The organism is Stenotrophomonas maltophilia, assembly GCF_002799155.1.
GTDB lineage: Bacteria > Pseudomonadota > Gammaproteobacteria > Xanthomonadales > Xanthomonadaceae > Stenotrophomonas > Stenotrophomonas maltophilia_R.
On sequence record NZ_NERD01000002.1, the window covers coordinates 2,429,008 to 2,452,805 of the forward strand.

The 23,798-nt window shown below is 67.3% G+C and carries 23 protein-coding genes; 9 read left to right on the forward strand and 14 right to left on the reverse strand.

All coding sequences use genetic code 11. The annotated features are described in order from the left end of the window. The 3 genes from pgaB to pgaD are packed head-to-tail and all read left to right on the forward strand — an operon-like array spanning position 1 to position 3,612. The gene (gene pgaB / locus B9Y82_RS11900) at positions 1 to 1,887 is read left to right on the forward strand and encodes a poly-beta-1,6-N-acetyl-D-glucosamine N-deacetylase PgaB (RefSeq protein WP_100473386.1); all 1,887 of its coding nucleotides are present in this window, start codon (positions 1 to 3) and stop codon (positions 1,885 to 1,887) included. A gap of 1 nt (position 1,888) precedes the next feature. Continuing rightward, on the forward strand, positions 1,889 to 3,145 hold the full coding sequence (pgaC, locus tag B9Y82_RS11905) for a poly-beta-1,6-N-acetyl-D-glucosamine synthase (RefSeq protein WP_100473387.1): 1,257 nt from the start codon (positions 1,889 to 1,891) through the stop codon (positions 3,143 to 3,145). Beyond that, a complete protein-coding gene (pgaD, locus tag B9Y82_RS11910) occupies positions 3,142 to 3,612 on the forward strand; it encodes a poly-beta-1,6-N-acetyl-D-glucosamine biosynthesis protein PgaD (protein ID WP_100473388.1) in 471 nt (156 codons plus the stop codon). The genes pgaC and pgaD overlap by 4 nt, the downstream gene beginning before the upstream one ends. A 108-nt stretch (positions 3,613 to 3,720) precedes the next feature. On the opposite strand, the gene B9Y82_RS11915 is transcribed toward pgaD, so the two are convergent. The 12 genes from B9Y82_RS11915 to B9Y82_RS11970 form a co-directional block, all read right to left on the reverse strand. After that, positions 3,721 to 4,992: a glutamate-5-semialdehyde dehydrogenase gene (locus B9Y82_RS11915; protein WP_100473389.1), complete on the reverse strand. Its 1,272-nt coding sequence runs from the start codon at positions 4,990 to 4,992 to the stop codon at positions 3,721 to 3,723. After that, complete coding sequence (gene proB / locus B9Y82_RS11920; protein WP_100473390.1) at positions 4,989 to 6,146, reverse strand: glutamate 5-kinase; 1,158 nt, start codon at positions 6,144 to 6,146, stop codon at positions 4,989 to 4,991. The genes B9Y82_RS11915 and proB overlap by 4 nt, the downstream gene beginning before the upstream one ends. A gap of 11 nt (positions 6,147 to 6,157) precedes the next feature. Further along, positions 6,158 to 6,421, reverse strand: a complete 264-nt coding sequence (locus tag B9Y82_RS11925) for a YciI family protein (RefSeq protein WP_100473391.1) — start codon at positions 6,419 to 6,421, stop codon at positions 6,158 to 6,160. Continuing rightward, positions 6,421 to 7,716, reverse strand: a complete 1,296-nt coding sequence (gene argH, locus B9Y82_RS11930; RefSeq protein WP_100473392.1) for an argininosuccinate lyase — start codon at positions 7,714 to 7,716, stop codon at positions 6,421 to 6,423. The genes B9Y82_RS11925 and argH overlap by 1 nt, the downstream gene beginning before the upstream one ends. A 20-nt stretch (positions 7,717 to 7,736) precedes the next feature. After that, positions 7,737 to 8,690 (reverse strand): N-acetyl-gamma-glutamyl-phosphate reductase, encoded by a 954-nt coding sequence (gene argC / locus B9Y82_RS11935; RefSeq protein ID WP_100473393.1) that lies wholly within the window; start codon positions 8,688 to 8,690, stop codon positions 7,737 to 7,739. Continuing rightward, the gene (locus tag B9Y82_RS11940; protein ID WP_100473394.1) at positions 8,687 to 9,289 is read right to left on the reverse strand and encodes a GNAT family N-acetyltransferase; all 603 of its coding nucleotides are present in this window, start codon (positions 9,287 to 9,289) and stop codon (positions 8,687 to 8,689) included. Before B9Y82_RS11940 ends, argC begins: the two co-directional genes overlap by 4 nt. Positions 9,290 to 9,292: 3 nt before the next feature. Continuing rightward, the gene (locus B9Y82_RS11945; RefSeq protein ID WP_100473395.1) at positions 9,293 to 10,621 is read right to left on the reverse strand and encodes an acetylglutamate kinase; all 1,329 of its coding nucleotides are present in this window, start codon (positions 10,619 to 10,621) and stop codon (positions 9,293 to 9,295) included. Between the two features lie 25 nt (positions 10,622 to 10,646). Next, positions 10,647 to 11,744, reverse strand: a complete 1,098-nt coding sequence (locus B9Y82_RS11950; RefSeq protein ID WP_100473396.1) for an acetylornithine deacetylase — start codon at positions 11,742 to 11,744, stop codon at positions 10,647 to 10,649. Positions 11,745 to 11,749: 5 nt separating this feature from the next. Beyond that, positions 11,750 to 12,202, reverse strand: a complete 453-nt coding sequence (locus B9Y82_RS11955; protein WP_071229716.1) for a GNAT family N-acetyltransferase — start codon at positions 12,200 to 12,202, stop codon at positions 11,750 to 11,752. Positions 12,203 to 12,257: 55 nt separating this feature from the next. Then, a complete protein-coding gene (locus B9Y82_RS11960; RefSeq protein ID WP_100473397.1) occupies positions 12,258 to 13,448 on the reverse strand; it encodes an argininosuccinate synthase in 1,191 nt (396 codons plus the stop codon). Between the two features lie 68 nt (positions 13,449 to 13,516). Next, positions 13,517 to 14,527 (reverse strand): N-acetylornithine carbamoyltransferase, encoded by a 1,011-nt coding sequence (locus tag B9Y82_RS11965; protein WP_100473398.1) that lies wholly within the window; start codon positions 14,525 to 14,527, stop codon positions 13,517 to 13,519. 318 nt (positions 14,528 to 14,845) lie between these two features. After that, the gene (locus B9Y82_RS11970; RefSeq protein WP_100473399.1) at positions 14,846 to 15,409 is read right to left on the reverse strand and encodes a hypothetical protein; all 564 of its coding nucleotides are present in this window, start codon (positions 15,407 to 15,409) and stop codon (positions 14,846 to 14,848) included. 187 nt (positions 15,410 to 15,596) lie between these two features. Here B9Y82_RS11970 and cysS point away from each other — a divergent pair, with 187 nt between their 5' ends. The 3 genes from cysS to B9Y82_RS11985 are packed head-to-tail and all read left to right on the forward strand — an operon-like array spanning position 15,597 to position 18,723. Then, positions 15,597 to 16,973 (forward strand): cysteine--tRNA ligase, encoded by a 1,377-nt coding sequence (gene cysS / locus B9Y82_RS11975; RefSeq protein WP_100473400.1) that lies wholly within the window; start codon positions 15,597 to 15,599, stop codon positions 16,971 to 16,973. Between the two features lie 53 nt (positions 16,974 to 17,026). Beyond that, the gene (locus B9Y82_RS11980; RefSeq protein WP_049458275.1) at positions 17,027 to 17,479 is read left to right on the forward strand and encodes a SufE family protein; all 453 of its coding nucleotides are present in this window, start codon (positions 17,027 to 17,029) and stop codon (positions 17,477 to 17,479) included. Beyond that, on the forward strand, positions 17,476 to 18,723 hold the full coding sequence (locus tag B9Y82_RS11985) for an MFS transporter (protein ID WP_100473401.1): 1,248 nt from the start codon (positions 17,476 to 17,478) through the stop codon (positions 18,721 to 18,723). The genes B9Y82_RS11980 and B9Y82_RS11985 overlap by 4 nt, the downstream gene beginning before the upstream one ends. A gap of 297 nt (positions 18,724 to 19,020) precedes the next feature. On the opposite strand, the gene dksA is transcribed toward B9Y82_RS11985, so the two are convergent. After that, a complete protein-coding gene (gene dksA, locus B9Y82_RS11990; protein ID WP_100473402.1) occupies positions 19,021 to 20,250 on the reverse strand; it encodes an RNA polymerase-binding protein DksA in 1,230 nt (409 codons plus the stop codon). Between the two features lie 271 nt (positions 20,251 to 20,521). Here dksA and yidD point away from each other — a divergent pair, with 271 nt between their 5' ends. The 3 genes from yidD to B9Y82_RS12005 are packed head-to-tail and all read left to right on the forward strand — an operon-like array spanning position 20,522 to position 22,972. Next, positions 20,522 to 20,776 carry a membrane protein insertion efficiency factor YidD gene (gene yidD, locus B9Y82_RS11995; RefSeq protein WP_014037867.1) on the forward strand — a complete coding sequence of 85 codons (255 nt, stop codon included), beginning with the start codon at positions 20,522 to 20,524 and terminating at the stop codon, positions 20,774 to 20,776. A 1-nt stretch (position 20,777) separates the two neighbouring features. Beyond that, a complete protein-coding gene (locus B9Y82_RS12000; protein WP_100473403.1) occupies positions 20,778 to 22,124 on the forward strand; it encodes a dihydroorotase in 1,347 nt (448 codons plus the stop codon). Next, positions 22,124 to 22,972, forward strand: coding sequence for a M23 family metallopeptidase (locus tag B9Y82_RS12005; protein ID WP_162292085.1), 849 nt, complete (start codon positions 22,124 to 22,126; stop codon positions 22,970 to 22,972). Before B9Y82_RS12000 ends, B9Y82_RS12005 begins: the two co-directional genes overlap by 1 nt. 110 nt (positions 22,973 to 23,082) lie before the next feature. Here the strand turns inward: B9Y82_RS12005 and B9Y82_RS12010 are convergent, their stop codons facing one another. Beyond that, positions 23,083 to 23,787, reverse strand: coding sequence for a squalene/phytoene synthase family protein (locus B9Y82_RS12010; protein WP_100473404.1), 705 nt, complete (start codon positions 23,785 to 23,787; stop codon positions 23,083 to 23,085). Positions 23,788 to 23,798 lie beyond the last annotated feature (11 nt).

The following is a 23,798-nucleotide window of genomic DNA, read 5'->3' on the forward strand; positions in this document are numbered from 1 at the left end:
ATGGCCCGCATCCTGCGACTGATCGTGCTCCTGCTGCTGGCCATCACGCCATCGGCGTTCGCGCAGCAGCCCGTGCATCTCGATGCCAACGACAACGGCCTGCTGATCCTCAGCTACCACGACATCCGCGATAAGGTCGCGGCCAAGGGAGATGCTGATACCTATGCGGTGAGCACGCAGAACTTCGCCGCCCATCTGGACTGGTTGGGGGCACATGGTTACCACCCGGTGTCGCTGTCGCAGGTGATCGATGCGTCCCAGGGGCGCGCCACGCTGCCACCGAAACCGGTGCTGCTGACCTTCGACGATGGCCTGCGCAGCGTTTACGACAAAGCCTTCCCGTTGCTGCAGGCCTACCGCTACCCGGCGCTGGTGGCGGTGATCACCGACTACGTGGACATGGCGCCTGGCCGCAGCATCGACTACGGCTACCGCCGGTTCGGCCGCGATGACTTCGTCACCTGGGCGCAGTTGAAGCAGATGCGTGACAGCGGCCTGGTCGAAGTGGCCAGCCATACCGACGACCTGCACCACGGGGTACTTGCCAACCCGCAGGGAAACTTCACGCCCGCCGTGGTCACCCGCGTCTACAGCCCGGCCACGCACAGCTACGAGAGCGAGGCGCAATACGAACAGCGCCTGCATGCCGATCTCTCGCGCAGCGCGCAGCGCATCGAGCAACACCTGGGCGTGCGCCCGCGCGCGATCATCTGGCCCTACGCGGCCTACAACCGGATGAGCAACGACATCGCCGAACAGCTGGGCATGCCGGTCTCGTTCGACCTGGAGGGCCGCAGCACCCCGGTGGCCAGCGACCTGCATGGCCTGGCGCGCTTCCTGGTCAGCGACAACCCGACGGTGGAAGGGCTGGCCTACGAGCTGCGCCGCGATGCCGCGCTCGATGGCATCCGTGCCCTGCAGATCGACCTGGATGATGTGTACGACCCCGACCCCGCGCAGCAGGCGCGCAATCTGGATGCGCTGATCGAGCGGGTCAAGCGCATCGCACCGACCCACGTCTACCTGCAGGCGTTCGCCGATCCGGACGGCAACAACACCGCCGACGCGCTGTACTTCCCCAACCGCCACATGCCGATGCGCGCGGACCTGTTCAGCCGCGTGGCGTGGCAGCTGAAATCCCGGGCCGGCGTAAAGGTCTACGCATGGCTGCCGGTGCTCGGGTTCGAACTGCCCGATCCGGTGCAGCGGAAGGCATTGGCGATCCGCAACGGCGATCCTGATGGCATGTACCGGCTGGACTTCACCAACCCGACGGCGCGCCGGATCATGCTCGACATCTACGAGGACCTGGCGATCAATTCCTACTTCGAAGGCCTGCTCTTCCATGATGATGGCTACCTGCGCGACACGGAACTGCCGGCGCTGGCGGCCGGCGACGATGGCAGCGCACGCACCCGGGCGCTGATCGACTTCACCCTGGCCCTGCGCGACAGCGCGCAGCGCTGGCGGCCGAAGCTGGCCACCGTACGCAACCTGTACGCCGAGCCGGTGCTGCGTCCGCAGAGCGAGGCCTGGTTCGCGCAGCGGCTGGACATGTTCAACAGGGCCTACGACCAGACCGCGCTGATGGCGATGCCGTGGATGGAAGGCAGCAAGCATCCGGAACGCTGGCTCGACCAGCTGCTGGCCGCGGCGCGTGCACATGACCCACAGCTGCAGCACACCCTGTTCGAACTGCAGACCGTCGATTGGCGCAGCCGCCAGCCGATTCCCGCCGAACGCCTGCGCGCGCAGATCCGCCAGCTGCAGGCGCAGGGCGTGCACCACTTCGCCTGGTACCCGGACGATTTCATCGCCGACCAGCCTTCCACCCGCGATGCCCGCGCGGCGATGTCCGCCGGCACCTTCCCGTACCCGGAGAAGTGACATGGACATGCATCCGCTGCTGCAGGTCCTGTTCCAGTTCGCCTTCTACTATCCGATGGTGATGGCGTTCTTCTGGATGTCGGGCGGCCTGTATTACTACTTCCGGCGCGAACGCCATTCGCGCCCGCGCAACGACCCGCCGTTGATGGTCGATCCACCGTTCGCGAGCCTGCTGGTACCCTGCCACAACGAAGCAGAAAACCTGGACGATACGCTCACTGCGGCGCTGGCCCAGCGCTACCCCGCCGACTACGAAGTGATCGCCATCGACGACGGCAGCAGCGACGACACCGGCGCACGGCTGGACGCCCTGGCAGCAAAGCACCCACGACTGCGCGTTCTGCACCTGGACCGCAACCTGGGCAAGGCCAACGCCCTGCGCATGGGCGCGCTGGCCGCACGCTCGGAATACCTGGTGTGCATCGATGGCGACGCAATGCTGGAAGAACATGCGCTGCACTGGATGGTCTGGCATCTTGTCAGTGGCAACCGGGTCGGTGCGGTCACCGGCAACCCGCGCATCCGCAACCGCTCCACCCTGCTCGGACGCCTGCAGGTAGCCGAGTTCTCCTCGATCATCGGCATGATCAAGCGCGCGCAGCGCGTGTACGGGCGCATCTTCACCATTTCCGGGGTGATCGCCGGCTTCCGCCGCACCGCACTGCACCAGGTCGGCTGGTGGTCCGATGACATGGTGACCGAGGATATCGACATCAGCTGGCGCCTGCAGCGCGCGCACTGGGACATCCGTTACGAGCCCAACGCGCTGTGCTTCATCCTGATGCCGGAAACGCTCAAGGGGCTGTGGCGGCAGCGACTGCGCTGGGCCCAGGGCGGCGTGGAGGTGATGCTGCGCCACGCACGTTCGCTGCTGCACTGGAAGGAACGCCGCATGTGGGGCGTCCTGCTGGAGTACGTGCTGAGCGTGGCCTGGGCCTACACCATGCTGTTCATCGTGGTGTTGTGGGTGCTGGGCAAGTTCATCGAAATGCCGCCACAGCTGCATATCGCCAGCCTGCTGCCACAGTGGCATGGCGTGATCCTGGCGCTGGTCTGCCTGCTGCAGTTCGCCAGCAGCCTGATCATCGACCGGCGTTACGAAACACAGATTGGACGCAACTACTTCTGGGTCATCTGGTACCCGATGGCGTACTGGTTGATCAGCCTTTCCACCACCCTGGTGGCGCTGCCGAAAACCCTGCTGCGCCGTCGCAGCAAGCGCGCCACCTGGACCAGTCCCGATCGGGGGATCCGATGAACGCACCACGTCCGTCCAACCGCTTCGACTCGCGGATGATCCGCAAGCCGCATCGCCAACCGCGCTTCCAGCGCACTGCCTGGGGCTTTGTCACCCTGGCGTTCTGGGGCTTCTATTTCTACCTTTGGGCGCCCTTGGTCACCTTGTTCTCGTGGCTGGTGGGCGGGCAGCTGGCCTGGCAGCAGCTGTACGAACGGCAAAGCCAGTTCGACCCCTATGTGCTGGTGGCGCTGCCATTGATGCTGCTGTGTGCCAGCGTTCTGCTGATCGGTTGGGCCGAGTACAACCGCGCGCGCTTCCGCGGCCACGACCGGCGCCTGCCGCGGCCGTTGGCCAGCCTCAACGAAGTGGCCGCCGACCTGGGTGCCAGCACCGGGCTGGCCGAGCGCCTGAAGGGCTGCAAGGCCGCCACGCTGCACATGGATGAACATGCGCGGCCGATCGGCATCCGCCGCGAGGTGGTGTAGGCCGATTGACTGGTGGGTGCCGACCTTGGTCGGCACTTGGGCCTGGTGGGTGCCGACCTTGGTCGGCACCGGGGTCTGCCGCCGAGAGCATCCACGCATGGCGTGGATCTACTTGCGCGTCTGCCCTTCGCCGCGCACCACGAAACGCTCGACGGTGAGCGCTTCCAGGCCCATCGGGCCGTAGGCGTGCAGGCGCGTGGTGGAAATGCCGATCTCGCTGCCCAGGCCCAGCTGGCCACCATCGGAGAAGCGCGAGGAGGCATTGACCATCACCACCGCCGAGCGCAGTGCCTTGATGAAGCGCTCGGCATGGCCGGCGTCTTCAGTGGCGATCACTTCGGTGTGATCAGAGGTGTACGCGCGGATATGCGCGATGGCCGCATCAAGATCATCAACCACGCGCACCGCCAGTACCAGATCGAGGAACTCGGCGGCATAGTCCTCTTCGGTGGCCACCGTGCTGCCCGGCAGCAACGGCTGCGCCTGCGCATCGGCGCGCAGCTGCACGCCGCGCTCGCCCAGCGCCTGCGCCACGCGCGGCAGGAACGCTTCAGCCACATCGCGATGCACCAGCAGCGTCTCCAGCGAATTACAGGCTGCAGGGCGGCTGCACTTGCCATCCACCAGCAGGTCGATGGCCTTGCCGAGGTCGGCGCTGGCATCCACGAACAGGTGGCAGACGCCCTTGTAATGCTTGATGACCGGCACGCGCGCGTGTTCGGCCACGAAACGGATCAGGCCTTCGCCACCGCGCGGAATGGCAAGGTCGATCAGCTCATGCAGCTGCAGCAGTTCCAGCATGGCTTCTCGGCGCAGGTCGGTCAGCACGGTCACCGCCGCCGGCGGTACGCCATTGGCCTGCAAGGCACCGGCCAGGGCCTGGGCGATGGCGGTGTTGGAGTGGATCGCTTCGGAACCACCGCGCAGGATCACGCCATTGCCGGCCTTCAGGCACAGTGCGGCCGCTTCGGCAGTCACATTTGGACGGGCTTCGTAGATCATCGCGATCACCCCCAGCGGAACGCGTACCTTCTGCACGCGGATGCCGTTCGGACGCACATCGTCGCGGGTGACCTGGCCGACCGGATCGGGCAGCGCGGCGACCTCACGCACGGCCTCGGCCATCGCGAACAGGCGAGCCGGGTCCAGCGCCAGGCGGTCGAGCATGGCGCTGCCAATGCCCTTGTCGCGCGCGGCGGCGAGGTCACGTGCATTACCGGCCAGGATCAGCCCGGCATTCACTTCCAACGCCTGTGCCATCGCCAGCAGCAGCGAGCGGCGGGCCGCACTGTCGAGGCCGGCAATGATCTGGGCCGCGTCACGGCAGGCACGCACCTGCGCTTCGATGTCGCTCATCGGGGAGTCCTTCATACCGGTCATGGCAGCACCAGGTCGTCGCGATGGACGACGCTGCCGCCGTAGTTGTAGCCGAGCACGGCCTGGATGTCTCGGGAGTGATGGCCGGCGATCCGGCGCACGTCATCGGCCGCGTACTGGCTGACGCCGCGGGCGACACATACACGCCCCTGCGGCGCGTTCCAGCACACCTGCACCATGTCACCACGGCGGAACGTTCCCTCCGCAGCGGTGATGCCACCGGGCAGCAGCGAGGCGCCCTTCTCGCGCATCGCCTGTGCCGCACCCGCATCGATGACGATCACGCCCTCGGCCAGCGGCGCGTGCCGCAGCCAGTGCTTGCGGGCCGCCTCGCGGCTGCGTGCGGCATGGATGCGGGTGCCGAACAGGCGGTCCTGTGCCAGCGCGCGCACCACGTCGCTGCTGCGGCCGTTGAACAGGTAGGTCTCGATGCCGAGGCGGCCGGCCTTGGCCGCCGCCTCCAGCTTGGTACGCATGCCTCCAGTGCCGGCACGAGAACCGGCGCCTCCGGCCATCGCCAGCACGTCGTCAGTCAGTTCGGGCACGTCGTGCATTGGCCGTGCGCCGGCCACGGCGCGTGGGTCGGCACTGTACAGGCCGTCGATGTCGGTGGCGATGAACAGCGCATCGGCGTCGACCAGTGCCGCCACGGTGGCGGCCAGGTTGTCGTTGTCGCCGAGCTTGAGCTCGTCCACCGACACGGTGTCATTCTCATTGACCACCGGCAACGCGCCCAGCCGCAGCAGTTCGCTCAGCGTGGCACGCGCATTGAGGTAGCGGCGGCGGTTGCGCAGGTCGTCGTGGGTCAGCAGCACCTGCGCCACCGGGCGTTCGAAGAAGCGCTGCCAGAGGCCGATCAGCTGCGCTTGGCCGAGTGCGGCAAGGGCCTGCCGCGCCGCCATCGCCGCACCGGGCTCATCGGCCCGCGGCAGAATCGCTCGCCCCGCCGCAACCGCGCCGGAGGAAACGATCACCACCTCGCGCCCCGCCAGAACGTTGGCGGACACAAACTGGGCCAGGCCCAGCGCGTGGCGTGGCGACAGGCCGCCGCCATCGGCGGCCAGCAGGCTGCTGCCGACCTTCAGCACCGCACGCCGCCATGGCGGCAGCGCCTGTTCCGGGAACGGCGAGGCGACGTTGGCGGCATGCAGGCTCATGGGTCAGGGTCTCAGCGGGTATTCCATTCGTGCACGGTCAGGTCGGAGGCCTGCATCGTCACCAGCGGATCGGTGGCGACGATGGCCTGCGCCTGTTCCAGGTTCTCGACATTGCACAGCACATAGGCACCACCGCTGCCGTCGGCGAAACCACCAGTCAGCTGCAGCTTGCCCTGTGCCTGCAACGCGTCGAGGAAATCGCGGTGCGGTTGCACGGCCGCGGCGTTGAAATCGGGCCGGCGCATGGCCAGCACCAGGTACACGGTGGCCGCCATCAGGACAGCGCCTGCCAGCGCGCACGCAGTTCATCCAGGCGCAGGTCGGCGGCCGAACCCGGCGACACGCGCGCACTCAGGCTGCCTTCCGGCGTGCGTCCCTGCCCTGCACTGTCGGCGCCGGCCGCGGCCGCCTTGTAGGCCTCGCGGAACGGCACGCCGGCCACGGCCGCTTCCACGGCGACGTCGGTGGCGTACATGCCCGAGTCGATCGCCGCACGCAGCCGGTCGTCGCGCCATTCCAGGTTGGCCAGCAGCGCCGGCAGCAGCTCCAGTGCGGCCAGGCCACGGCCGAAGCCGTGGAAGATGGCGCCCTTGGACGACTGCAGGTCGCGGTGGTAGCCCGAGGGCAGCGACAGCAGCTGCTCGATCTCGGTGCGTGCGGCGGCGACGCTGGCGTGGGTCGCGCGCATCAGTTCGATCACGTCCGGGTTGCGCTTGTTGGGCATGATCGAGCTGCCGGTGGTGTACTGCGCCGGCAATGCCACGAAACCGAATTCGGCGCTGGTGAACAGCGACAGGTCCCAGGCGATGCGGCGCAGGTCCAGCGTGGCGCCACCCAGCGCTTCCAGCGCGGCCAGCTCGAACTTCCCGCGCGACAACTGCGCGTAGATCGGAGAGACCTGCATGCGCGCGAAACCGAGCGCGGCCGTGGTGTGCTCGCGGTCCAGCGGCAGGTTCACGCCGTAGCCGGCGGCGGTGCCGAGCGGATTTGCATCGACCAGTGCGTGGGTGTCGCGGGCGCGGATGGCGTTGTCGATGAAGGCCTCGGCCCAACCGGCCCACCACATGCCGGCCGAGGAGACCACGGCACGCTGGATGTGGGTGTAGCCGGGAATCGGCAGGTCCTTCTCGGCCTGTGCGCGGTCCAGCGCGACCTTGGCCACCTCGGCGCTGAGCTGGGCCACGCGCTGCAGCTTCTCCTTCAGCCACAGGCGGGTGGCGACCAGGATCTGGTCGTTGCGGCTGCGGCCGGTGTGGATCTTGCGGCCGGCATCGCCGAGGCGTTCGGTCAGCCGCGCTTCGATCGCCGAGTGGCCATCTTCGTACTGCGTATCCAGCACGAAGCGGCCTGCGCGGAAGTCCTGCGCCAGCACGTCAAGCTCGCGCAGCAGGCCGGCCAGTTCGTCGGCGCTGAGGATGCCGATGTGCTGCAGGCCCTGCGCATGCGCGGCGCTGGCGGCGATGTCATGCAGGAAGAACTCGCGGTCGAGGATCACGTCGTCGCCGGCGAGGAAGGTCTGGATCTGGGCGTCGACAGCGACGCCGGGCTTCTGCCAAAGAAGGTCTGCCATGGGGGCTCCGGAAGGCGTGTTCAGCGCGGGATCGACGTCAGTTCGTCGATGCCCAGCGCGAGGTTGAGGTTCTGCATGGCCTGGGTGGCCGCGCCCTTCAGCAGGTTGTCCAGGGTCGCCACCACGACGACCCGCTTGCCGCCCGGGGCCAGGGTGAAGCCGCCGACCTGCGCACCATGGCGGCCGGCGATGCGGCTGACCCACGGTGCTTCATCCACCACCTCGATCAGCGGTTCGCCGGCATAGGCCTGCTGGAAGCGCTCGACGATCTGCTCACGGGTCTGCACGCGGTTCAGCCACAGGTTGGCGGTGAGGGTGATGCCACGGAAATGCGGCGCGACGTGCGGCATGAACTCGACCGCCACGCCCAGCTGCACCGACACCTCGCGCTCGTGCACGTGGTTGGTCAGCGCATACGGCATCAGGTTGTCGGCCAGCAGTTCGACGTTGTTCTTGTCCGACGGCGTGGTGCCGGCACCGGAGTAACCGGACACACCGAAGCACTGCGGCGGGCCTGCCAGCAGGTCCAGCAGCGGATGCACCGCCAGCTGCATCGCCGTGGCATAGCAGCCCGGGTTGCTGATGTGCTTCTGGCCGTAGTAGCGGCCGCGGGTCAGCTCCGGCAGGCCGTAGTACCAGCTGTTGTCGAAACGGTAGTCGGCCGAGAGGTCGACGATGACGGTGTCCGGCTTCGCGGTTTCAAGCGCGGCCACGAACGGCGCAGCCAGCCCATTGGGCAGAGCCAGGATCACCGCGTCCACGCCCTTGGCGGCCACCGCGTCGGCGTCCAGGTTCTCGTACTGCAGGCCACCCTGGAATTCCGGATGGTGGTCGGACAGGCGCTGCCCGGCGCGCTCGCGCGAAGAGACGAAGGCCAGTTCCAGGCGCGGATGGGCGGCCACCAGCTTGATCAGCTCGGCGCCGGTATGGCCTCGGGCCCCGACGATGCCCAGGGTGAAAGTCGAATCGTTCATGCATGACTGTCCAGGCGGTACTGCAGGTGGCGCTTCACGCCCTGCCATTCCGCATCGATGATGGAGAAGATGACGGTGTCGCGCGGCGTGCCGTCGGCGTGCCGCTTGTGGTTGCGCAGCACGCCATCCTGCTTGGCGCCGAGGCGGGCGATGGCGGTGCGCGACGTGGCGTTGAACCAGCTGGTCTCCAGCACCACGCTGATGCACCCCAGCACCTCGAAGGCGTGCTGCAGCAGCAACAGCTTGGCTTCGGTGTTGGCGCCGGTGCGCTGCACGCGCGGCGTGTACCAGGTGTAGCCAAGGCTGAGTCTAGGCACGCTGGCATCCAGATCGTAGAAGCGCGTGCTGCCGATGATGTCCCCGGCCGCATCACGGATCACGAACGGCAGCGCCCTGCCCTCGGCCTGCGCCTGCAGCGCCGCCTGCACATAGGCCTCGGCCCGCTCCGGCGACGGCACCTGGGTGTACCAGAGCTGGTCCAGCCCGCTGCCGTCGAGCGCAGCACGCAGGCCGGGCACGTGCTCGTACTGCAGCGGTTGCAGCGTCACGTGCCGGCCGCGCAGGGTGGGCACCAGATTCCATGCGTCCGGGTTGTTCATCGCTCAGCCCTGCAGGCTCGGTGCGCGCCGGGCGCAATGGTCGACATAGGTGCGGATACGATCGATGCCATCGGCGCCGTACCAGAACACCTTCCAATGGTCCTGCTTGTAGCAGCCGTCGGATTCAGCGTAGTAGAAGTGGTTGATCGGGTTGCCGTGGCGGGAGCGCCAGAACAGCTGCGGGGTTTCCTCCAGCATCACGTTCCACACTGCGCGGCCCAGGCCTTCGCCCTGTGCATCGTCGAGCACGGCGAACTTGTCCAGGTACACGCCTTCGGCCTCGTCGGTGAGGATCACCGCGGTGCGGTAGTTCTCGCTGACATAGGCGCGCAGCAGCCTGGTCTTTTCGAAGTAGTCCGGCACCAGGGTGCGGCCGAAGCTGGATTCGATCAGGCCCTTCAGGCGCGGCAGGGCCAGCTCGTTCCAGGCGGTGGCACGCAGCACCTTTTCGCCCTTGCGCACCAGCGTGCCCGAGCCCTTGTGGGTGAACAGTTCCTTGGCCAGGTCGGCCGGTCGGGTGATCGACACCGACGATTCCAGCGGCAGGCGGTCGAGCAGGTCCTTGATCTGTTCGATCTTCACTTTCATGCCGCCGTGGATCCACGGCTGCGCGATCAGGTGGTCGTACTCGGTGGACAGGTTGATCGAATCGATCACGCTGCCCGCCTCGTCCAGCAGGCCACCGGTGCCGGTCAGGAAGATGATCTTGTACGGCTGCAGCTCCTGCACCAGCTCGTTGGCGGCGAAGTCGGCGTTGACGTTGAGGATCTGGCCACCTGCGGTTTCACCCAGGCTGGTGATCACCGGGATCGAGCCGGCGCGCAGGCTGGCTTCGATCGGCGCCAGGTTGACCCGCTTTACTTCGCCGACCAGGCCGTAGGTGTCCACGTCCAGGTACTCGGCCTCGAACACGCCACCGGTGATGGAGGTGGCGCGCGCACCGTTCTGCTGCAGCGCCTCGACCAGGCGCAGGTTGGACTGCTGGAACACCCGGCGCACGATCGCCAGCGCTTCCGGCGAGGTCACGCGCAGGCCGTTGACGGTCTGCTTCTCGATGCCGGCCGCCGACAGTTCGGCATCCAGTTGCGGGCCGGCGCCGTGCAGCACGATCGGGGTCAGGCCGACTTCCTGCAGGAACGACAGCGAAGAGGTCAGCGCGTCGAGATCGTCGCGCAGCACCGCGCCGCCGACCTTGACCACGGCAAAGCGCTTGGCGTCCAGCTGCGAGAAGCGCTTGAGGTACTGGCTGATCTCCTTCGCGCTGGCCATGCTGGAAAGCAGGCGCACGATGGTCTGGCGGGTCTGGCGGTGGGGCTGGAGGGCAGGAGACATTTCGGTTTCGTCGGAAAGGGAAGAATCAGGCACCGGCGGCGATGATGCGGTGCACGGCGTCGGTGTAGCGCTGCAGCTGGTCCAGCGTCACGAACTCATCGGCGGTGTGGGCCTGGGCGATGTCGCCCGGGCCGAACACCAGGGTGGTGTAACCGGCGGCGGAGAACAGCGAGGCCTCGGTCCAGAAGTCCACCGCGTTGCCGATCGGCAGCTCCAGCGCATCAGCCACGTCGCGCGCCAGGAGGCGGCGGTTCTCGGCCTCGGCGATGTCGCCGGCCGGCAGGCTGGGACCACGGAAGGTTTCGGTGAACACGGCTGCTTCCGGTTCGGCGAAACCGGCGAAGGTCGCCAGCAGTGCGTCGATATCCATCGACGGCAGCGGGCGGAACCCGAACCGCACTTCGGCAGCCGGCGCGATCATGTTGGCCTTGATGCCTCCTTCCACGCGGCCGATGTTGAAGCGCAACCCGGTCAGGCCGCCGAAGCGCGCCGAGGCCAGCGATTCGACATGGTCCAGCGCGCGGTTGCCCCAGCGCATGGCCTGGTGCAGCGCACTGGCGGCCGCATCCTGCTTGCCCGAGGCATGGCCGGCACGGCCCGCGAACTGCATCAGCACCGAGCTGATGCCCCGGTGCGCCAGCACCGCTTCGCTCATGGTCGGCTCCGCCACCAACACCGCTTCGTACGGCAGGCCACGGGCCAGGAACGCGGCGATGCAGCGCGGATCGTTGGCTTCCTCGTCGCTGGAGAACAGGAACGCGGCGTTGCCGTCGCTGGCATTGGCCGCAGCCACCAGCGCGGCGGCGGCACCCTTGATGTCGCACACGCCAAGGCCGACCACGCGGTCGTCCATGCGCCGCATCACGTGCGGGTCGGCACTCCAGTGCGGCGAATCCGGCACCGTATCCAGATGCACGTTGAACAGGTACTTCGGGGTCCCGCGCACGGCGTGCAGGCTGACCGCACCAGCGCCATGATCAATCACCTCGACGTTGAAGCCGGGCAGGTTCGCGCGCAGGTAATCGAAGATGCCACCGGTGGTGATCGCACGCGGCGGGTTGCGGGTGTCGAAGGACACCAGGGCCTGCAGGTGCTGCAGGGTGGAAGCAAGCAGGTCGGTCATGGGAATCAACAAGGTGTTTGCCCGGGCGTAGCCGGGGCATAGAGGTTCTGGCGCACAATTTCCATCAGCAACTCTGGCCGTGCCGGCGCGCTGAAGCCGAAGGGGGCGTAGAGCCGATGTGCATCGCTGGTGGCCAGCATGAAGCGGCGCAGGCCCTGCAGCTGCGGATGGGCCATGATCGCCTGCAGCAGCTGCTTGCTGTAGCCCTGGCCGCGGTGCTGCGGCAGCACGAACACGTCAGCCAGATAAGCAAAGGTGGCACCGTCGGTGATGACGCGCGCAAACGCAACCTGGCCGGACGCGTCCAGATAGGCGCCAAAACACAGCGAACCGGCAATGGCCCGTTCCACCAGTTCGCGCCCGATGCCCAGGCTCCAATGGGCCTGGGTAGACAGGAACTGGTGGATCAGGGCAACGTCCAAGTGCTGCGGATCGGTGCTGATGCGGAGTGCGCTCATCGATTCATCCGTTTGCTGCGCACCCTGGCCCACAGCGGGCCAGGGCACCAGGGTGTCAGCGGTTCACCTGCGCATAGAGCGTGGAGCTCATGCCGAACAGCTTGATGAAGCCCTCCGCCTCTTCCACGCCCCAGTCGGCCGACTGCGCGTAGGTGGCACCCTTGGTGTTGAGCAGGTGCGGCGACTTCACGGCCACCGCGTCGACGCGGCCACCGCGGGTTTCCAGCACCACTTCGCCGTTGACCTTGGCCTGCGAGGACTTCAGGAACGCCTCGATGTCGGTCTTCAGCGGGTCGTGGTAGAAGCCTTCGTACACCAGCTCCACCCACTTGCGCGCCACGTCCGGCTTGAAGCGGTTCTGCTGCTTGGTCAGCACGGCATCTTCCAGCGCGCGGTGCGCGGCCAGCAGCGAGACCAGGCCGGGGGCCTCGAACACGATGCGGCCCTTCAGGCCGATCACGGTGTCGCCGGTGTACACGCCGCGGCCGACGCCGTAGGGGGCGAACAGCTTGTTGAGCTGGGCCAGGATCTGGTCGCCCGGCAGCGCCTTGCCGTTCAGTTCGACGGCTTCGCCCTCGACGAACTTCAGGGTGACGGTCAGGGCCTGCTCCGGCCATTCGCTGCGCGGCGCGCACCAGCCACGCGCGCCCTCGCCTGGGGCTTCCCAACGGTCGATCTCACCACCGGACATGGTCACGCCCAGCAGGTTTTCGTTGATGGTGTAGGCCTGCTGCTTGGCACGCACGCCGAAACCGCGCTCTTCCAGGTACTTCTGCTCGTAGGCACGGGTCTGGGTGTGTTCTTTCTGGATCTCGCGGATCGGCGCGATGATCTGGTAGTCACCCAGGGCCTTCACCGCCAGGTCGAAGCGGACCTGGTCGTTGCCCATGCCGGTGCAGCCGTGGGCGATGATGTTGGTGCCCAGTTCGGCGGCACGCTTCAGCGCCGCATCGACGATCAGGTAGCGGTCCGAGACCAGCAGCGGGTACTGGCCCTGGTAGCCTTCACCGGCCCACACGAACGGCTTGACGAAGCCTTCCCAGATGGCCGGGCCACCGTTGACGGTGACGTGGCTGGTCACGCCCAGCTCGGCGGCGCGCTTCTCGATGAAATCGCGCTCTTCATCATCCACGCCGCCGGTATCGGCGAACACGGTGTGCACGTTGTAGCCACGCTCCTGCAGGTACGGCACGCAGAAGCTGGTATCCAGGCCGCCGGAGAAGGCGAGAACGACGTCTTTGCTCATGGGGGTAATGTCCAATCAGGTGGGGTAGCGCCGGGCCATGCCCGGCGGATTGTTTCAATGCTTGGGAATCAGCGCCCGGCAACCGCCGCCATGATCGCCTTCTGCACGTGCAGGCGGTTCTCGGCTTCGTTGATGGCGATGCACTGCGGCGAATCCATCACGCCGTCGGTGGCCTTCACGTTGCGGCGCAGCGGCAGGCAGTGGCTGAACACACCGTTGTTGGTCAGCGCCATCTTCCGCTCGTCCACGATGAAGTGCTTGAACTGGTCGCGGATCGGCTTTTCCGGTTCCCAGTTGCCGAAGAACGGCAGCGCGCCCCAGCTCTTGGCGTAGACCACGTCGGCGCCGGCGTAAGCGCTGTCGATGTCATGGCTGATCTTCAGCGAGCCGCCGCTCTCGGCCACGTTCTGCTCGGCCCAGCCCATGTAGCGGTCGTCGAGGATGTAGTCGGCGGTCGGGCACAGCAGGGTCACGTCCATGCCCATGCGGGTGGCGATGGTCAGCGCCGAATTGGCCACGGCGGTGTTCAGCGGCTTGGGGTGGTAGGTCCAGGTCAGCACGTACTTCTTGCCGCGCAGGTCCTGGGTGCCGAAGTGCTCCTGCAGGGCCATGATGTGGGCCAGCTCCTGGCACGGGTGGGTGATGGTCTCCATGTTGATGACCGGCACCGGCGAGTACCTGGCGAAGCTGTTGAGGACGATGTCCTGGCGGTCGTAGGCCCAGTCGATGAACTTGGGGAACGCGCGCACGGCGATGATGTCGCAGTAACGGCCCAGCACCTTGGCCACTTCAGCGATGTGCTCTTCGGTATCGCCGTCCATCACCGTGCCGAGGTTGAACTCGATCGGCCACGCATCCTTGCCCGGCTGCAGCACCACCGCGTGGGCGCCGAGCTGGAACGCGCCCAGTTCGAAGCTGGTGCGGGTGCGCATGGACGGGTTGAAGAACACGAGCGCGATCGACTTGCCCTTGAGCTGGTCGCCGAGCTTGTTGCGCTTGAACAGCGCGGCCTGGGTCAACAGCGCATCGAGATCGCTGCGGCTCCAGTCCTGGGTGTTCAGGAAGTGCTTGGGGGACATCATCTTTCCTTGCGTGGCGGCGCCGGCTTCGACGCGGTGGAAGGGAAAACAGGAACCAAAGGTGGAACGAAAAGGTTGCAGTTGCAGCTTTCAGAACGCGAAAACGAAAAAACCCAGCCGGCGGGCTGGGTTTTTTTCGGACGAACAGCAAAAAGCTCCGGTTACCCAGCGAGGATGTGGGGTTCCGGTCGACGCGCACGCGAGGTCATGCCCGACGCCTGTCGGGCTGCGCTGCTGTCGTGCTGGAAGTCGGTGAGCTTCATGGTCGACCATCTTTGCATGCGGCCGGGGCCTGCGCAAGGGGCCGGGGTCCCAGAATCAGGGATTGCTGGCAGTGCCCTGCTCGGGGCCGACCCAGGGGGTGATCGACACCCGGATCTTGAGCCGGTTGCCAGGGTCTTCCGGCAGCCGCGAGCGGTACTTGGTGCCCTTGTAGACGTAATCCACGTCGTAGGCGATGGGGCGGCGGAATTCACGCCCCACCGGCACGATGCGGCAGTCGCGGGTCAGCATCGGGCCATTGCTGGCCGGCGCCGGGGCCGGCGTCTCGGCTCCGGTCTCCTCAACGGCCTCCTCGTCGCTGCGCTTGAACATCGAGCGCACCGAGTCCCAGAAGCGGCTGATCCGGCCCTTGTCCTCGACCGGCTCCTCGCCGGTCACGTTCACCGGGGCCAGGGTCCGGGTCGAGACCGGCTCGCAATGCTCCTCGGTGCGGGTCGCGCGCAGGGTCTGGAACACCGGCTCGACGTTCAGCACCTGGGCATAGTCGAACTTCACGTTCTCCACGATCACCACCCGGTTGCGGGGCTCGGCCTCCTGCGCCAGCACCACGGCGGGCAGCGCCGACAGGCAGGCCAGGGTCAGCAACGCGGTGGATTTCATTGGCGATGGGAGCAAGGACACGGCAATAGTGTAGGCAGTGACGAGCGCAAGGGGCTGAACATTACCCGTCCACGCCGCTCCTGCCCACCCCACCTTGGGTGGACCCGCGTCCACCGGTGGCAACAGGTGCCCCCAAACGGGGCCGACACGTTCTAAAATCGCAGGCTTGTCCCCCAGCCACAGCCCCATGACCCTGCGCCTGCACAACAACCTGACTCGCCAGCTCGAACCGTTCACCCCGCTCGATCCGGCCTGTCCGACCCTGTATGTGTGCGGCCCGACGGTCTACAACTACGTGCACATCGGCAACGCCCGTGGCCCGGTGGTGTTCGGGGTGCTGGCCGACCTGCTGCGCCGCCGCTTCGGCGCACTGCGTTACGCCCGCAACATCACCGACGTGGACGACAAGATCAACACCGCCGCGCATGAGCAGGGCGTGCCGATCAGCACCATCACCGACAAGTTCGCCGCCGCCTACCGTGAAGACATGGCCGCGCTGGGCGTCGTGCCGCCGGACATCGAGCCGGAAGTGACCGCGCACATGCCGCAGATCATCACCATGATCGAGCAGCTGATCGCCAACGGACATGCCTATGCGGCCGAAGGCCACGTGCTGTTCGCGGTGGCCAGCTTCGACGGCTACGGCAAGCTCTCGCGCCGCGACCCGGACGAGATGCTGGCCGGTGCCCGCGTCGACGTGGCCCCGTACAAGCGCGACCCGGGCGATTTCGTGCTGTGGAAGCCATCCGGCGACGACCTGCCCGGCTGGGAATCGCCGTGGGGTCGTGGCCGCCCCGGCTGGCACATCGAATGCTCGGCGATGGCTGCTGCCCACCTGGGCGAGACCATCGACATCCACGCCGGCGGCGTCGACCTGCAGTTCCCGCACCACGAGAACGAGATCGCGCAGAGCGAATGCGCCCACGGCGGCAAGATCTTCGCCCGATTCTGGCTGCACAACGGCATGCTCAACTTCGGTGGCGCCAAGATGAGCAAGTCGCTGGGCAACATCGAGCGCGTGCATGACCTGGTGCGCCAGCACCCGCCCGAAGCGCTGCGCCTGGCCCTGCTGTCGGCCCACTACCGGCAGCCGCTGGACTGGTCCGATGGCCTGATCGAACAGTCGGTGCGCACCCTGGACCGCCTGTACGGCACCCTGCGCGAACTGGCATCGGTCGAGGCGGTCGTGGCCATCCCGGCTACGGTCGAAGCGACCCTGGACGACGACCTGAACACTCCGCAGGCGCTGGCCGAAGTGGCCCGCATCGCCGCCGACGCGCGTCGTGCCACCGACCCGGCCGAGCAGGCACGCCTGAAGGGGGAACTCCTCGGCGCCGGCCTGGCGCTGGGCCTGCTGCAGGCCGATCCGGCGCAGTGGTTCGGCACCGCAGCCAGTGATGACGGTGACGATGCCCGCATCCAGGGCCTGATCGACGAACGCGCCGCTGCCAAGCAGGCCCGCGATTTCGCCCGTTCCGACGCCATCCGCGATCAACTGGCCGCCGAAGGCATCGTGCTGGAAGATACTCCGCAGGGCGTGCGCTGGTCGCGCAAGCGCGGCTGACCCGCCCTGCCCCGTGGCCGGTGCGCCGGCCACGCCCCACCGTAGAGACTGCTGTGACCGACTCCCCGTTCCCGCTTGAACCCACCGCCGCCGAGGCCCAGACCGCCATCGCCGAGGAATTCGGCTTCTTCGGCGACTGGTCCGAGCGCTACCAGTACCTGATCGACCTCGGCCGCAAGCTGCCGGCCTTCCCGGAAGAATGGAAGACCGAAGAGCATCGCCTGCTCGGTTGCCAGTCGATGGTCTGGATCGTGCCGGAAGGCAATGCGCAGTCGCTGCGCTTCCACGCCATCAGTGATTCGGCCATCGTCTCCGGCCTGATCTTCCTGGCCCTGCGCGTGTACTCCGGGCGCTCGGCGCAGGAGATCCTGGACACCGAACCGAGCTACATCCAGGACATCGGCCTGGCCCGCCACCTCTCGCCCACCCGCAGCAACGGCGTGGCGGCGATGCTGGCCTTCATCCGCGAGACCGCGCAGGCGCAGCTGCAGCGCGACCCGTCGTGAGCGAACCTGCCACGGCCGAAGACAGCGCGCTGGGCCTGCTGTCCCGGCCCGGTTTCGCCAGGCTGCTGGCGTACCGCATCTTCGCGATGCTGTCCTACCAGGTGGTCGCGGTCACCGTCGGCTGGCACATCTACGAAGTCACCCGCAATCCGTTCTCGCTGGGCCTGATCGGCCTGGCCGAGGTGCTGCCGTTCTTCTGCGTGGCCCCGTTCGCCGGTTACCTGGTGGATCACCTGCCACGCCGCCGGCTGGGCATGGTTGCCTGTTGCGGACTGATCGCCACCGCGCTGGTATTGACCAGCGTCGCCATGGGGTGGCTGCCGATCGACGGCGTGTGGCCGATCTACGCAGCCATCGCGCTGACCGGCATGGTCCGTGCCTTCCTGTCGCCGATCTACAACGCCTTGTTCGCCCGCGTGCTGGCACGTGACCAGTTCGCACGCGGCGCCGGCCTGGGCGCGGTGGTGTTCCAGGCCGGCATGATCGCCGGCCCGGCACTGGGCGGCGTACTGGTGGGCTTCGGCGGCAAGGGCCTGTCCTATGCCGTGGCCACCGTTTTCGCATTGGTGGCGATGGCCTGCCTGGCCACGCTGAAGGTGGAAGAACCGGTACATACCGGCCCGGCCGCCCCGATCTTCAAGAGCATCGCTGAAGGCGCACGCTTCGTGGTCGGCAACCGGATCATGGTCGGCGCGATGGCGCTGGACATGTTCTCGGTACTGCTCGGCGGCGTGGTGGCGATGCTGCCCGCATTCCTGCACGAGATCCTGCACCACGGCCCGGAAGGCCTGGGCATCCTGCGTGCAATGCCGGCGCTGGGCTCGGTCTGCGTGGGCCTGTGGCTGGCCCGCCACCCGCTGCACCGCAATGCTGGCCGCGTGCTGCTGTTCGCGGTGGCCGGCTTCGGCCTGTGCGTGATCGGCTTCGGGTTGTCGCAGCACTTCTGGCTGTCGGCGCTGATCCTGCTGTTCTACGGCGCCTTTGATGGCGTATCCGTGGTGATCCGCTCGACCATCCTGCAGCTGGCCACGCCGGAAGAAATGCGCGGCCGGGTGTCGTCGATCAACGGCATCTTCATCAGTTCGTCCAACGAACTGGGCGCGTTCTATGCCGGCACGATGGCGAAGCTGCTCGGCCTGGTGCCGGCGGTGGTGCTGGGCGGGTTCGCGGTGCTGAGCGTGGCCGGGATCACCGCGTGGAAGAACCCGACGCTGCGGAAGTTGAATCTTCGCGACCTGCAGTGACGCCGCGAACAGCGGATTCGGCGGCGCCGGGCGTTTGGCCGGGGCCGTTGCTCTCCCTCGAAGATTGGGCTTGTCACTTTCTTTTCGCGAAAAGAAAGCAACCAAAGAAACGCTCCGCGAGCCGGCGCTGCGCAGCGGTGCTCGGCTCGCTACAAGGCGGACTCAAGTCAAGTGCCGCAGCCGCGCACGCAGGCTCCCCCCGATACCCGGAAGGCGCCGTTCTACCCAGCCAACCACCACCCAACAAAAAACCCGGCCGGGGCCGGGTTTTTTGCATGACCATACAACGACCTGGAATCAGTCGCCCTGCTGCTTCTGCAGGTGCTCCCAACGCTCCTGGGCGTCGATGGTGCGCTCGGCGGTCAGGCGCGCTTCCAGGCGCTCCAGGCCGATTTCTTCGCCGGTGTCGACGCAGTAGCCGTAGTCGCCGGCTTCCAGGCGCTTCAGGGTGCTGTCGATCTTGCCGATCAGCTTGCGATAGCGGTCGCGGGTACGCAGTTCCAGCGAGTTCTCGGTCTCGCGGGTCGCGCGCTCGGCTTCGTCACCGATGTCACGCACTTCCTCGCGCAGGTTCTCGATGGTCTGCTTGGATTCTTCCACCAGGTCCGCGCGCCAGTTCTGCAGGCGCTGGCGGAAGTATTCCTGCTGCAGCGGGCTCATGTATTCCTCTTCCGAGGACGGCTTGTAGCCAGCCGGCAGGATCGGGCGGCCAGTGGCCTCGTCGGTCTTGTATTCGACCACCTTGTACTTGCTGCGCGGGGCCGGTGCCGCCGAACGGGCGGCGACGGCCACGGCAACCTTGCCGACAGGGCGCGACACGGTCTTCGGGGCGGAATCGGATTTCACGGCGGTTTTGGCAGGCGATTTCGAAACGGGCACGGGATTCTTGGATTGCGGGGCCTTCGAAGCGGCAGGAGCAGCGGCCGGAGCCGGCTTGGGGGCCGGTTGGGCTGCTGCCACTGCCACGGTCTTGGCCGGGACAGGCTTGGCCGGAGCCGGCTTGGCAGCCGGCTTCGGTGCGGACTTCACTACGGGGGCCGGGGTCGGCTTTACGGCCGGCGCGGCAACATTCTTGGTAACTTTCTTTACAGCGGCAGGCGTGGCGACCGGCTTGGCCGCAGCGACCTTCTTTGCCGCCGGCTTGGCGACGGGCTTGGCTGCAGCCTTCTTCACCACCACCTTCGGCGACGGTTTGGCTGCTGCCTTCTTCGCCACCGGCTTGGCGGCGGCCTTCTTCACCGGCGCGGCCTTGCTGGCAGCCTTTTTCACCACCGGCGCCTTCTTGCTGGCAGCGGCAGGCTTGGCCTTGGCGGGCGCAGCGGCCTTCTTCGCCACAGGCTTGGTTGCCTTGACCGGCGTTTTCTTTGCGGTGGCCTTCCTGGCCGCCGGTTGCGAGGACGCTGCCTTGGTCGCCGGCTTGCTGGCCGGTTTCTTGGCAACGGGCTTTGCCGCCAACTTCTTCACAACAGGCTTGGCGGTTTTCTTGGCGGCCGTTGCGGCCTTCTTTGCAGTTTTTTTAGCAGCCACGAAACGCTCTTCCTTGGATTCCCCGGGGCCCGGGAAAGCGGGCCTTTATAGCCTACCCGACCCGCAGCAGCAACCTCGGCACCCTGCTCCATTCAGTCCTGGAGTCAAGGCGCCCAAGGGGCGGTCCGACGAACACGGACCGCCTTGCGCGGTACGGAACCTGGCCAGCACCCGAAGGCGCTGGTACCGGTCGCAGGCCATCGGCGACATGCGACCAACGGCCCATCCTGCACAAATGCGGCCTTCATGCCAACTGGCATAAGATGACTGGGTGATCTCGCGCCTGCTCATCGCCCTGCTGCGCTTCTACAAGCGCTTCATCAGCCCCTTGCTGGGGCCACGCTGCCGTTTCGTGCCGAGCTGTTCTGAATACGCGATGGACGCCATCTCGCGACACGGGCCACTGCGCGGCAGCTGGCTGGCTGCGCGCAGGCTGGGCCGCTGCCACCCGTTCCATCCCGGCGGCTTCGATCCCGTGCCCGAGTCCCCCAATGCCCCCTCTTGCCGTTGCACAGGAAAACACTGACATGCCCTCCACCCTCATCACCAACGCCCGCATGGTCAACGAAGGCCGCACCTTCGACGGCGACCTGCGCATCGAGAACGGCCGCATCGCGCAGATCGGCAGTGGGCTGGCGCCGCGCGACGGCGAGCAGGTGGTGGACGCAGCCGGACGCTGGTTGCTTCCGGGCATGATCGACGACCAGGTGCACTTCCGCGAACCGGGCCTGACCCACAAGGGCGACATCGCCAGCGAATCGGCCGCGGCCGTGGCCGGTGGCCTGACCAGCTTCATGGACATGCCCAACACCAATCCGCCGACGCTGGATTCGACCATCCTGGAAGCCAAGTACGAGCTGGCGCGCGGCCGCGCCTGGGCCAACTACGGCTTCTACCACGGCGCCAGCAATGACAACCTGGACGCCATCCGTGCGCTGGACCCGAAGAAGGCGCCGGGCGTGAAGGTGTTCATGGGTGCTTCGACCGGCAACATGCTGGTCGACAACCCGGAAACGCTGGATGCGATCTTCCGCGAATGCCCGACCCCGATCATCACGCACTGCGAAGACACGCCGATGATCGATGCCAACCTGAAGGCCTTCCAGGAAAAGTACGGCGATGCGCTGACCCCGGACATGCACCCGGACATCCGCTCGCGCGAAGCCTGCATCAAGTCGACCCGCCTGGCGATGTCGCTGGCCCGCAAGCACGGCACCCGCCTGCACGTGCTGCACATCTCCACTGCCGATGAGCTGGCGCTGTTCGAGAAGGGCCCGCTGATCCGCGCCGATGGCAGCCGCAAGCAGATCACCGCCGAAACCTGCGTGCACTTCCTGCACTTCGCGCGCCCGGACTATGCGACCAAGGGCAACCTGATCAAATGCAACCCGGCGATCAAGGAGGTGTCCGACCGCGAGGCGATCACCGCCGCGCTGGCCGATGACGTGCTGGACGTGCTGGCCACCGACCACGCGCCGCATACCTGGGAAGAGAAGCAGAAGCCCTACGCGCAGGCGCCGTCGGGCCTGCCGCTGGTGCAGTACGCGCTGGTCGCCGCGCTGGAGCGCGTGCACGAAGGCAAGCTGACCCGCGAGCAGGTGGTGCAGAAGTTCGCCCACGCCCCGGCACAGCTGTTCGACGTCGAAGAGCGCGGCTTCCTGCGCGAGGGCTATTTCGCCGATCTGGTGCTGGTCGAGGACGTGCCGTTCACCGTCAAGCGCGAGGACGTGCTGTCCAAGTGCGGTTGGTCGCCGTTTGAAGGCACCACCTTCCGTTCGCGCATCGCCTCCACCTGGGTCAACGGCCAGCAGGTGTGGGACGGCAGCAAGCTGGTGGGCGAGCCCGCCGGCCAGCGCATGACCTACGATCGCTGATGCGCTCGGCACTGATGATCGGGGCGCTGCTGCTGGCCGCGCCCCTGTTCACCGCATCGTCGGCACTGGCACAGGATGGCATCGGCAGCCTGATCGACAGCCGCGTGGTGTTCCCGGCCAGTGCGTCGCAGGGCGCACTGGTGATCGGCAAGGTGCCCGCCGGCAGCCGCGTGCAATACGCCGGACGGCAGCTGCGGGTGAGCGGCTACGGCAGCGTGGTGTTCGGCATCGGCCGCGACGAGAGGGGCCCGCTGCGCGTGCAGGTGCAACGCCCCGATGGTGGCAGCGAGACCGCGACCATTGCGGTGACGCCACGCGACTGGCCCACCGAGCGGGTCAACGGCGTGCCGCCGAAGACGGTCAACCCGCCGCCGGCGATTGCCGAGCGGATCAAGCGCGAACAGGCGCAGGTAACCGCCGCGCGAGCCCGCGATGACGACCGTACCGACTTCACCCAGACCTTCATCTGGCCAGTGCAGGGCCGCATCAGCGGCCGCTTCGGCAACGCACGCGTGTACAACGGACAGCCCGGCGCAGGTCATTCCGGCATGGACATCGCGGTGCCGACCGGTACGCCGGTGAAAGCGCCGGCCGCCGGCATCGTCACCTTCGCCGGCCCGGACCTGTACCTGACCGGCGGCACCCTGCTGCTCGACCACGGCTTCGGGGTGAGCTCCAACTTCCTGCACCTGTCGCGCATCGACGTGAAGGTTGGCGATCGCGTCGAACAGGGCCAGGTGATCGCCGCCGTCGGCGCCACCGGCCGTGCCACCGGGCCACACCTGCACTGGGGCATGAACTGGTTCGATACCCGTATCGACCCGCTGCTGGTGCTGGAGCGCAGGTAACGCGCGCAATGCGCTTTGGGGGGTGCCGACCTGGACCGGCACAACATCATGGAGCGTGCGGACCAAGGTCCGCACCCACCCGGACCAAGGTCCGCACCCACCAGAATCGATCAACCGCGCGCGGCCCACCACACGCGCAACAGGGTGCGCACCGGCGTGGCTTCGATCGGCTTGCCCGCGGCCTGTGCCGCCACCCGTGCACGCGCCAGGCTGGACCACACCCGGCGCGGGCGCGGACCGGGCACCCGGCTGCCCCACCCCTTCAACAGGTGCTGCGCCCAGCGCTGCGCGGCGGTGCTGGCATCACCGTCCAGCAGGCTGCGCGGCACACCGGCCACGCCGGCATCCTGCAGGCGCTGTGCCAAGGTCTGCAGCTGCACTGCGCGACCGGCGCCGGTGCGCGGCTTGTCAGCGAACAAGGCCGCCTCTACCGAAGCCACGGCTTCCGCGTAGCGGGCCAGCGCACGCTCGGCTCCGGCCGCATCCAGTGCCACGGTGCGCGCTTCAACCAGGTCCGGCAGCGCCTCGGCCAACTGCGCCCACGGCGCACGCACCGGCTCCAGCAGGCGGCCCAGCGGATGGCGCGAACGATGCGCCGCCCAGCTGCGCAGCTCCTCGCCCCACCATGCCAGCTTGGCATCGGCCGGCAGCGGATCGCCGCTGGTGTTGAGCATGTCGTCGAACTCCTGCAGCAGCGCAAACCACGCCACTGCAAGCTCGCGTTGCGATTCGGCCACGAACGGGGCGGCCACCGACCATTCCGGCCAACGGCTGCGCCACTTGTCGAGGAAACTGTCCAGCGCGGTACTGCTCACTACGTGATTCC

Excerpts from the sequence above, each read along its gene's own strand:
- B9Y82_RS11945 (WP_100473395.1), bottom strand. The coding sequence starts at position 10,621 with ATGTCTCCTGCCCTCCAGCCCCACCGCCAGACCCGCCAGACCATCGTG.
- B9Y82_RS11965 (WP_100473398.1), bottom strand. The coding sequence starts at position 14,527 with ATGTCCCCCAAGCACTTCCTGAACACCCAGGACTGGAGCCGCAGCGAT.
- B9Y82_RS11960 (WP_100473397.1), bottom strand. The coding sequence starts at position 13,448 with ATGAGCAAAGACGTCGTTCTCGCCTTCTCCGGCGGCCTGGATACCAGC.
- pgaD (WP_100473388.1), top strand. The coding sequence starts at position 3,142 with ATGAACGCACCACGTCCGTCCAACCGCTTCGACTCGCGGATGATCCGC.
- cysS (WP_100473400.1), top strand. The coding sequence starts at position 15,597 with ATGACCCTGCGCCTGCACAACAACCTGACTCGCCAGCTCGAACCGTTC.
- B9Y82_RS11955 (WP_071229716.1), bottom strand. The coding sequence starts at position 12,202 with ATGAGCGCACTCCGCATCAGCACCGATCCGCAGCACTTGGACGTTGCC.
- pgaB (WP_100473386.1), top strand. The coding sequence starts at position 1 with ATGGCCCGCATCCTGCGACTGATCGTGCTCCTGCTGCTGGCCATCACG.
- argH (WP_100473392.1), bottom strand. The coding sequence starts at position 7,716 with ATGGCAGACCTTCTTTGGCAGAAGCCCGGCGTCGCTGTCGACGCCCAG.
- argC (WP_100473393.1), bottom strand. The coding sequence starts at position 8,690 with ATGAACGATTCGACTTTCACCCTGGGCATCGTCGGGGCCCGAGGCCAT.
- B9Y82_RS11950 (WP_100473396.1), bottom strand. The coding sequence starts at position 11,744 with ATGACCGACCTGCTTGCTTCCACCCTGCAGCACCTGCAGGCCCTGGTG.
- B9Y82_RS12000 (WP_100473403.1), top strand. The coding sequence starts at position 20,778 with ATGCCCTCCACCCTCATCACCAACGCCCGCATGGTCAACGAAGGCCGC.
- pgaC (WP_100473387.1), top strand. The coding sequence starts at position 1,889 with ATGGACATGCATCCGCTGCTGCAGGTCCTGTTCCAGTTCGCCTTCTAC.
- B9Y82_RS11940 (WP_100473394.1), bottom strand. The coding sequence starts at position 9,289 with ATGAACAACCCGGACGCATGGAATCTGGTGCCCACCCTGCGCGGCCGG.
- B9Y82_RS11925 (WP_100473391.1), bottom strand. The coding sequence starts at position 6,421 with ATGGCGGCCACCGTGTACCTGGTGCTGGCCATGCGCCGGCCCGATTTC.
- B9Y82_RS12005 (WP_162292085.1), top strand. The coding sequence starts at position 22,124 with ATGCGCTCGGCACTGATGATCGGGGCGCTGCTGCTGGCCGCGCCCCTG.
- proB (WP_100473390.1), bottom strand. The coding sequence starts at position 6,146 with ATGAGCCTGCATGCCGCCAACGTCGCCTCGCCGTTCCCGGAACAGGCG.
- B9Y82_RS11915 (WP_100473389.1), bottom strand. The coding sequence starts at position 4,992 with ATGACCGGTATGAAGGACTCCCCGATGAGCGACATCGAAGCGCAGGTG.
- B9Y82_RS11970 (WP_100473399.1), bottom strand. The coding sequence starts at position 15,409 with ATGAAATCCACCGCGTTGCTGACCCTGGCCTGCCTGTCGGCGCTGCCC.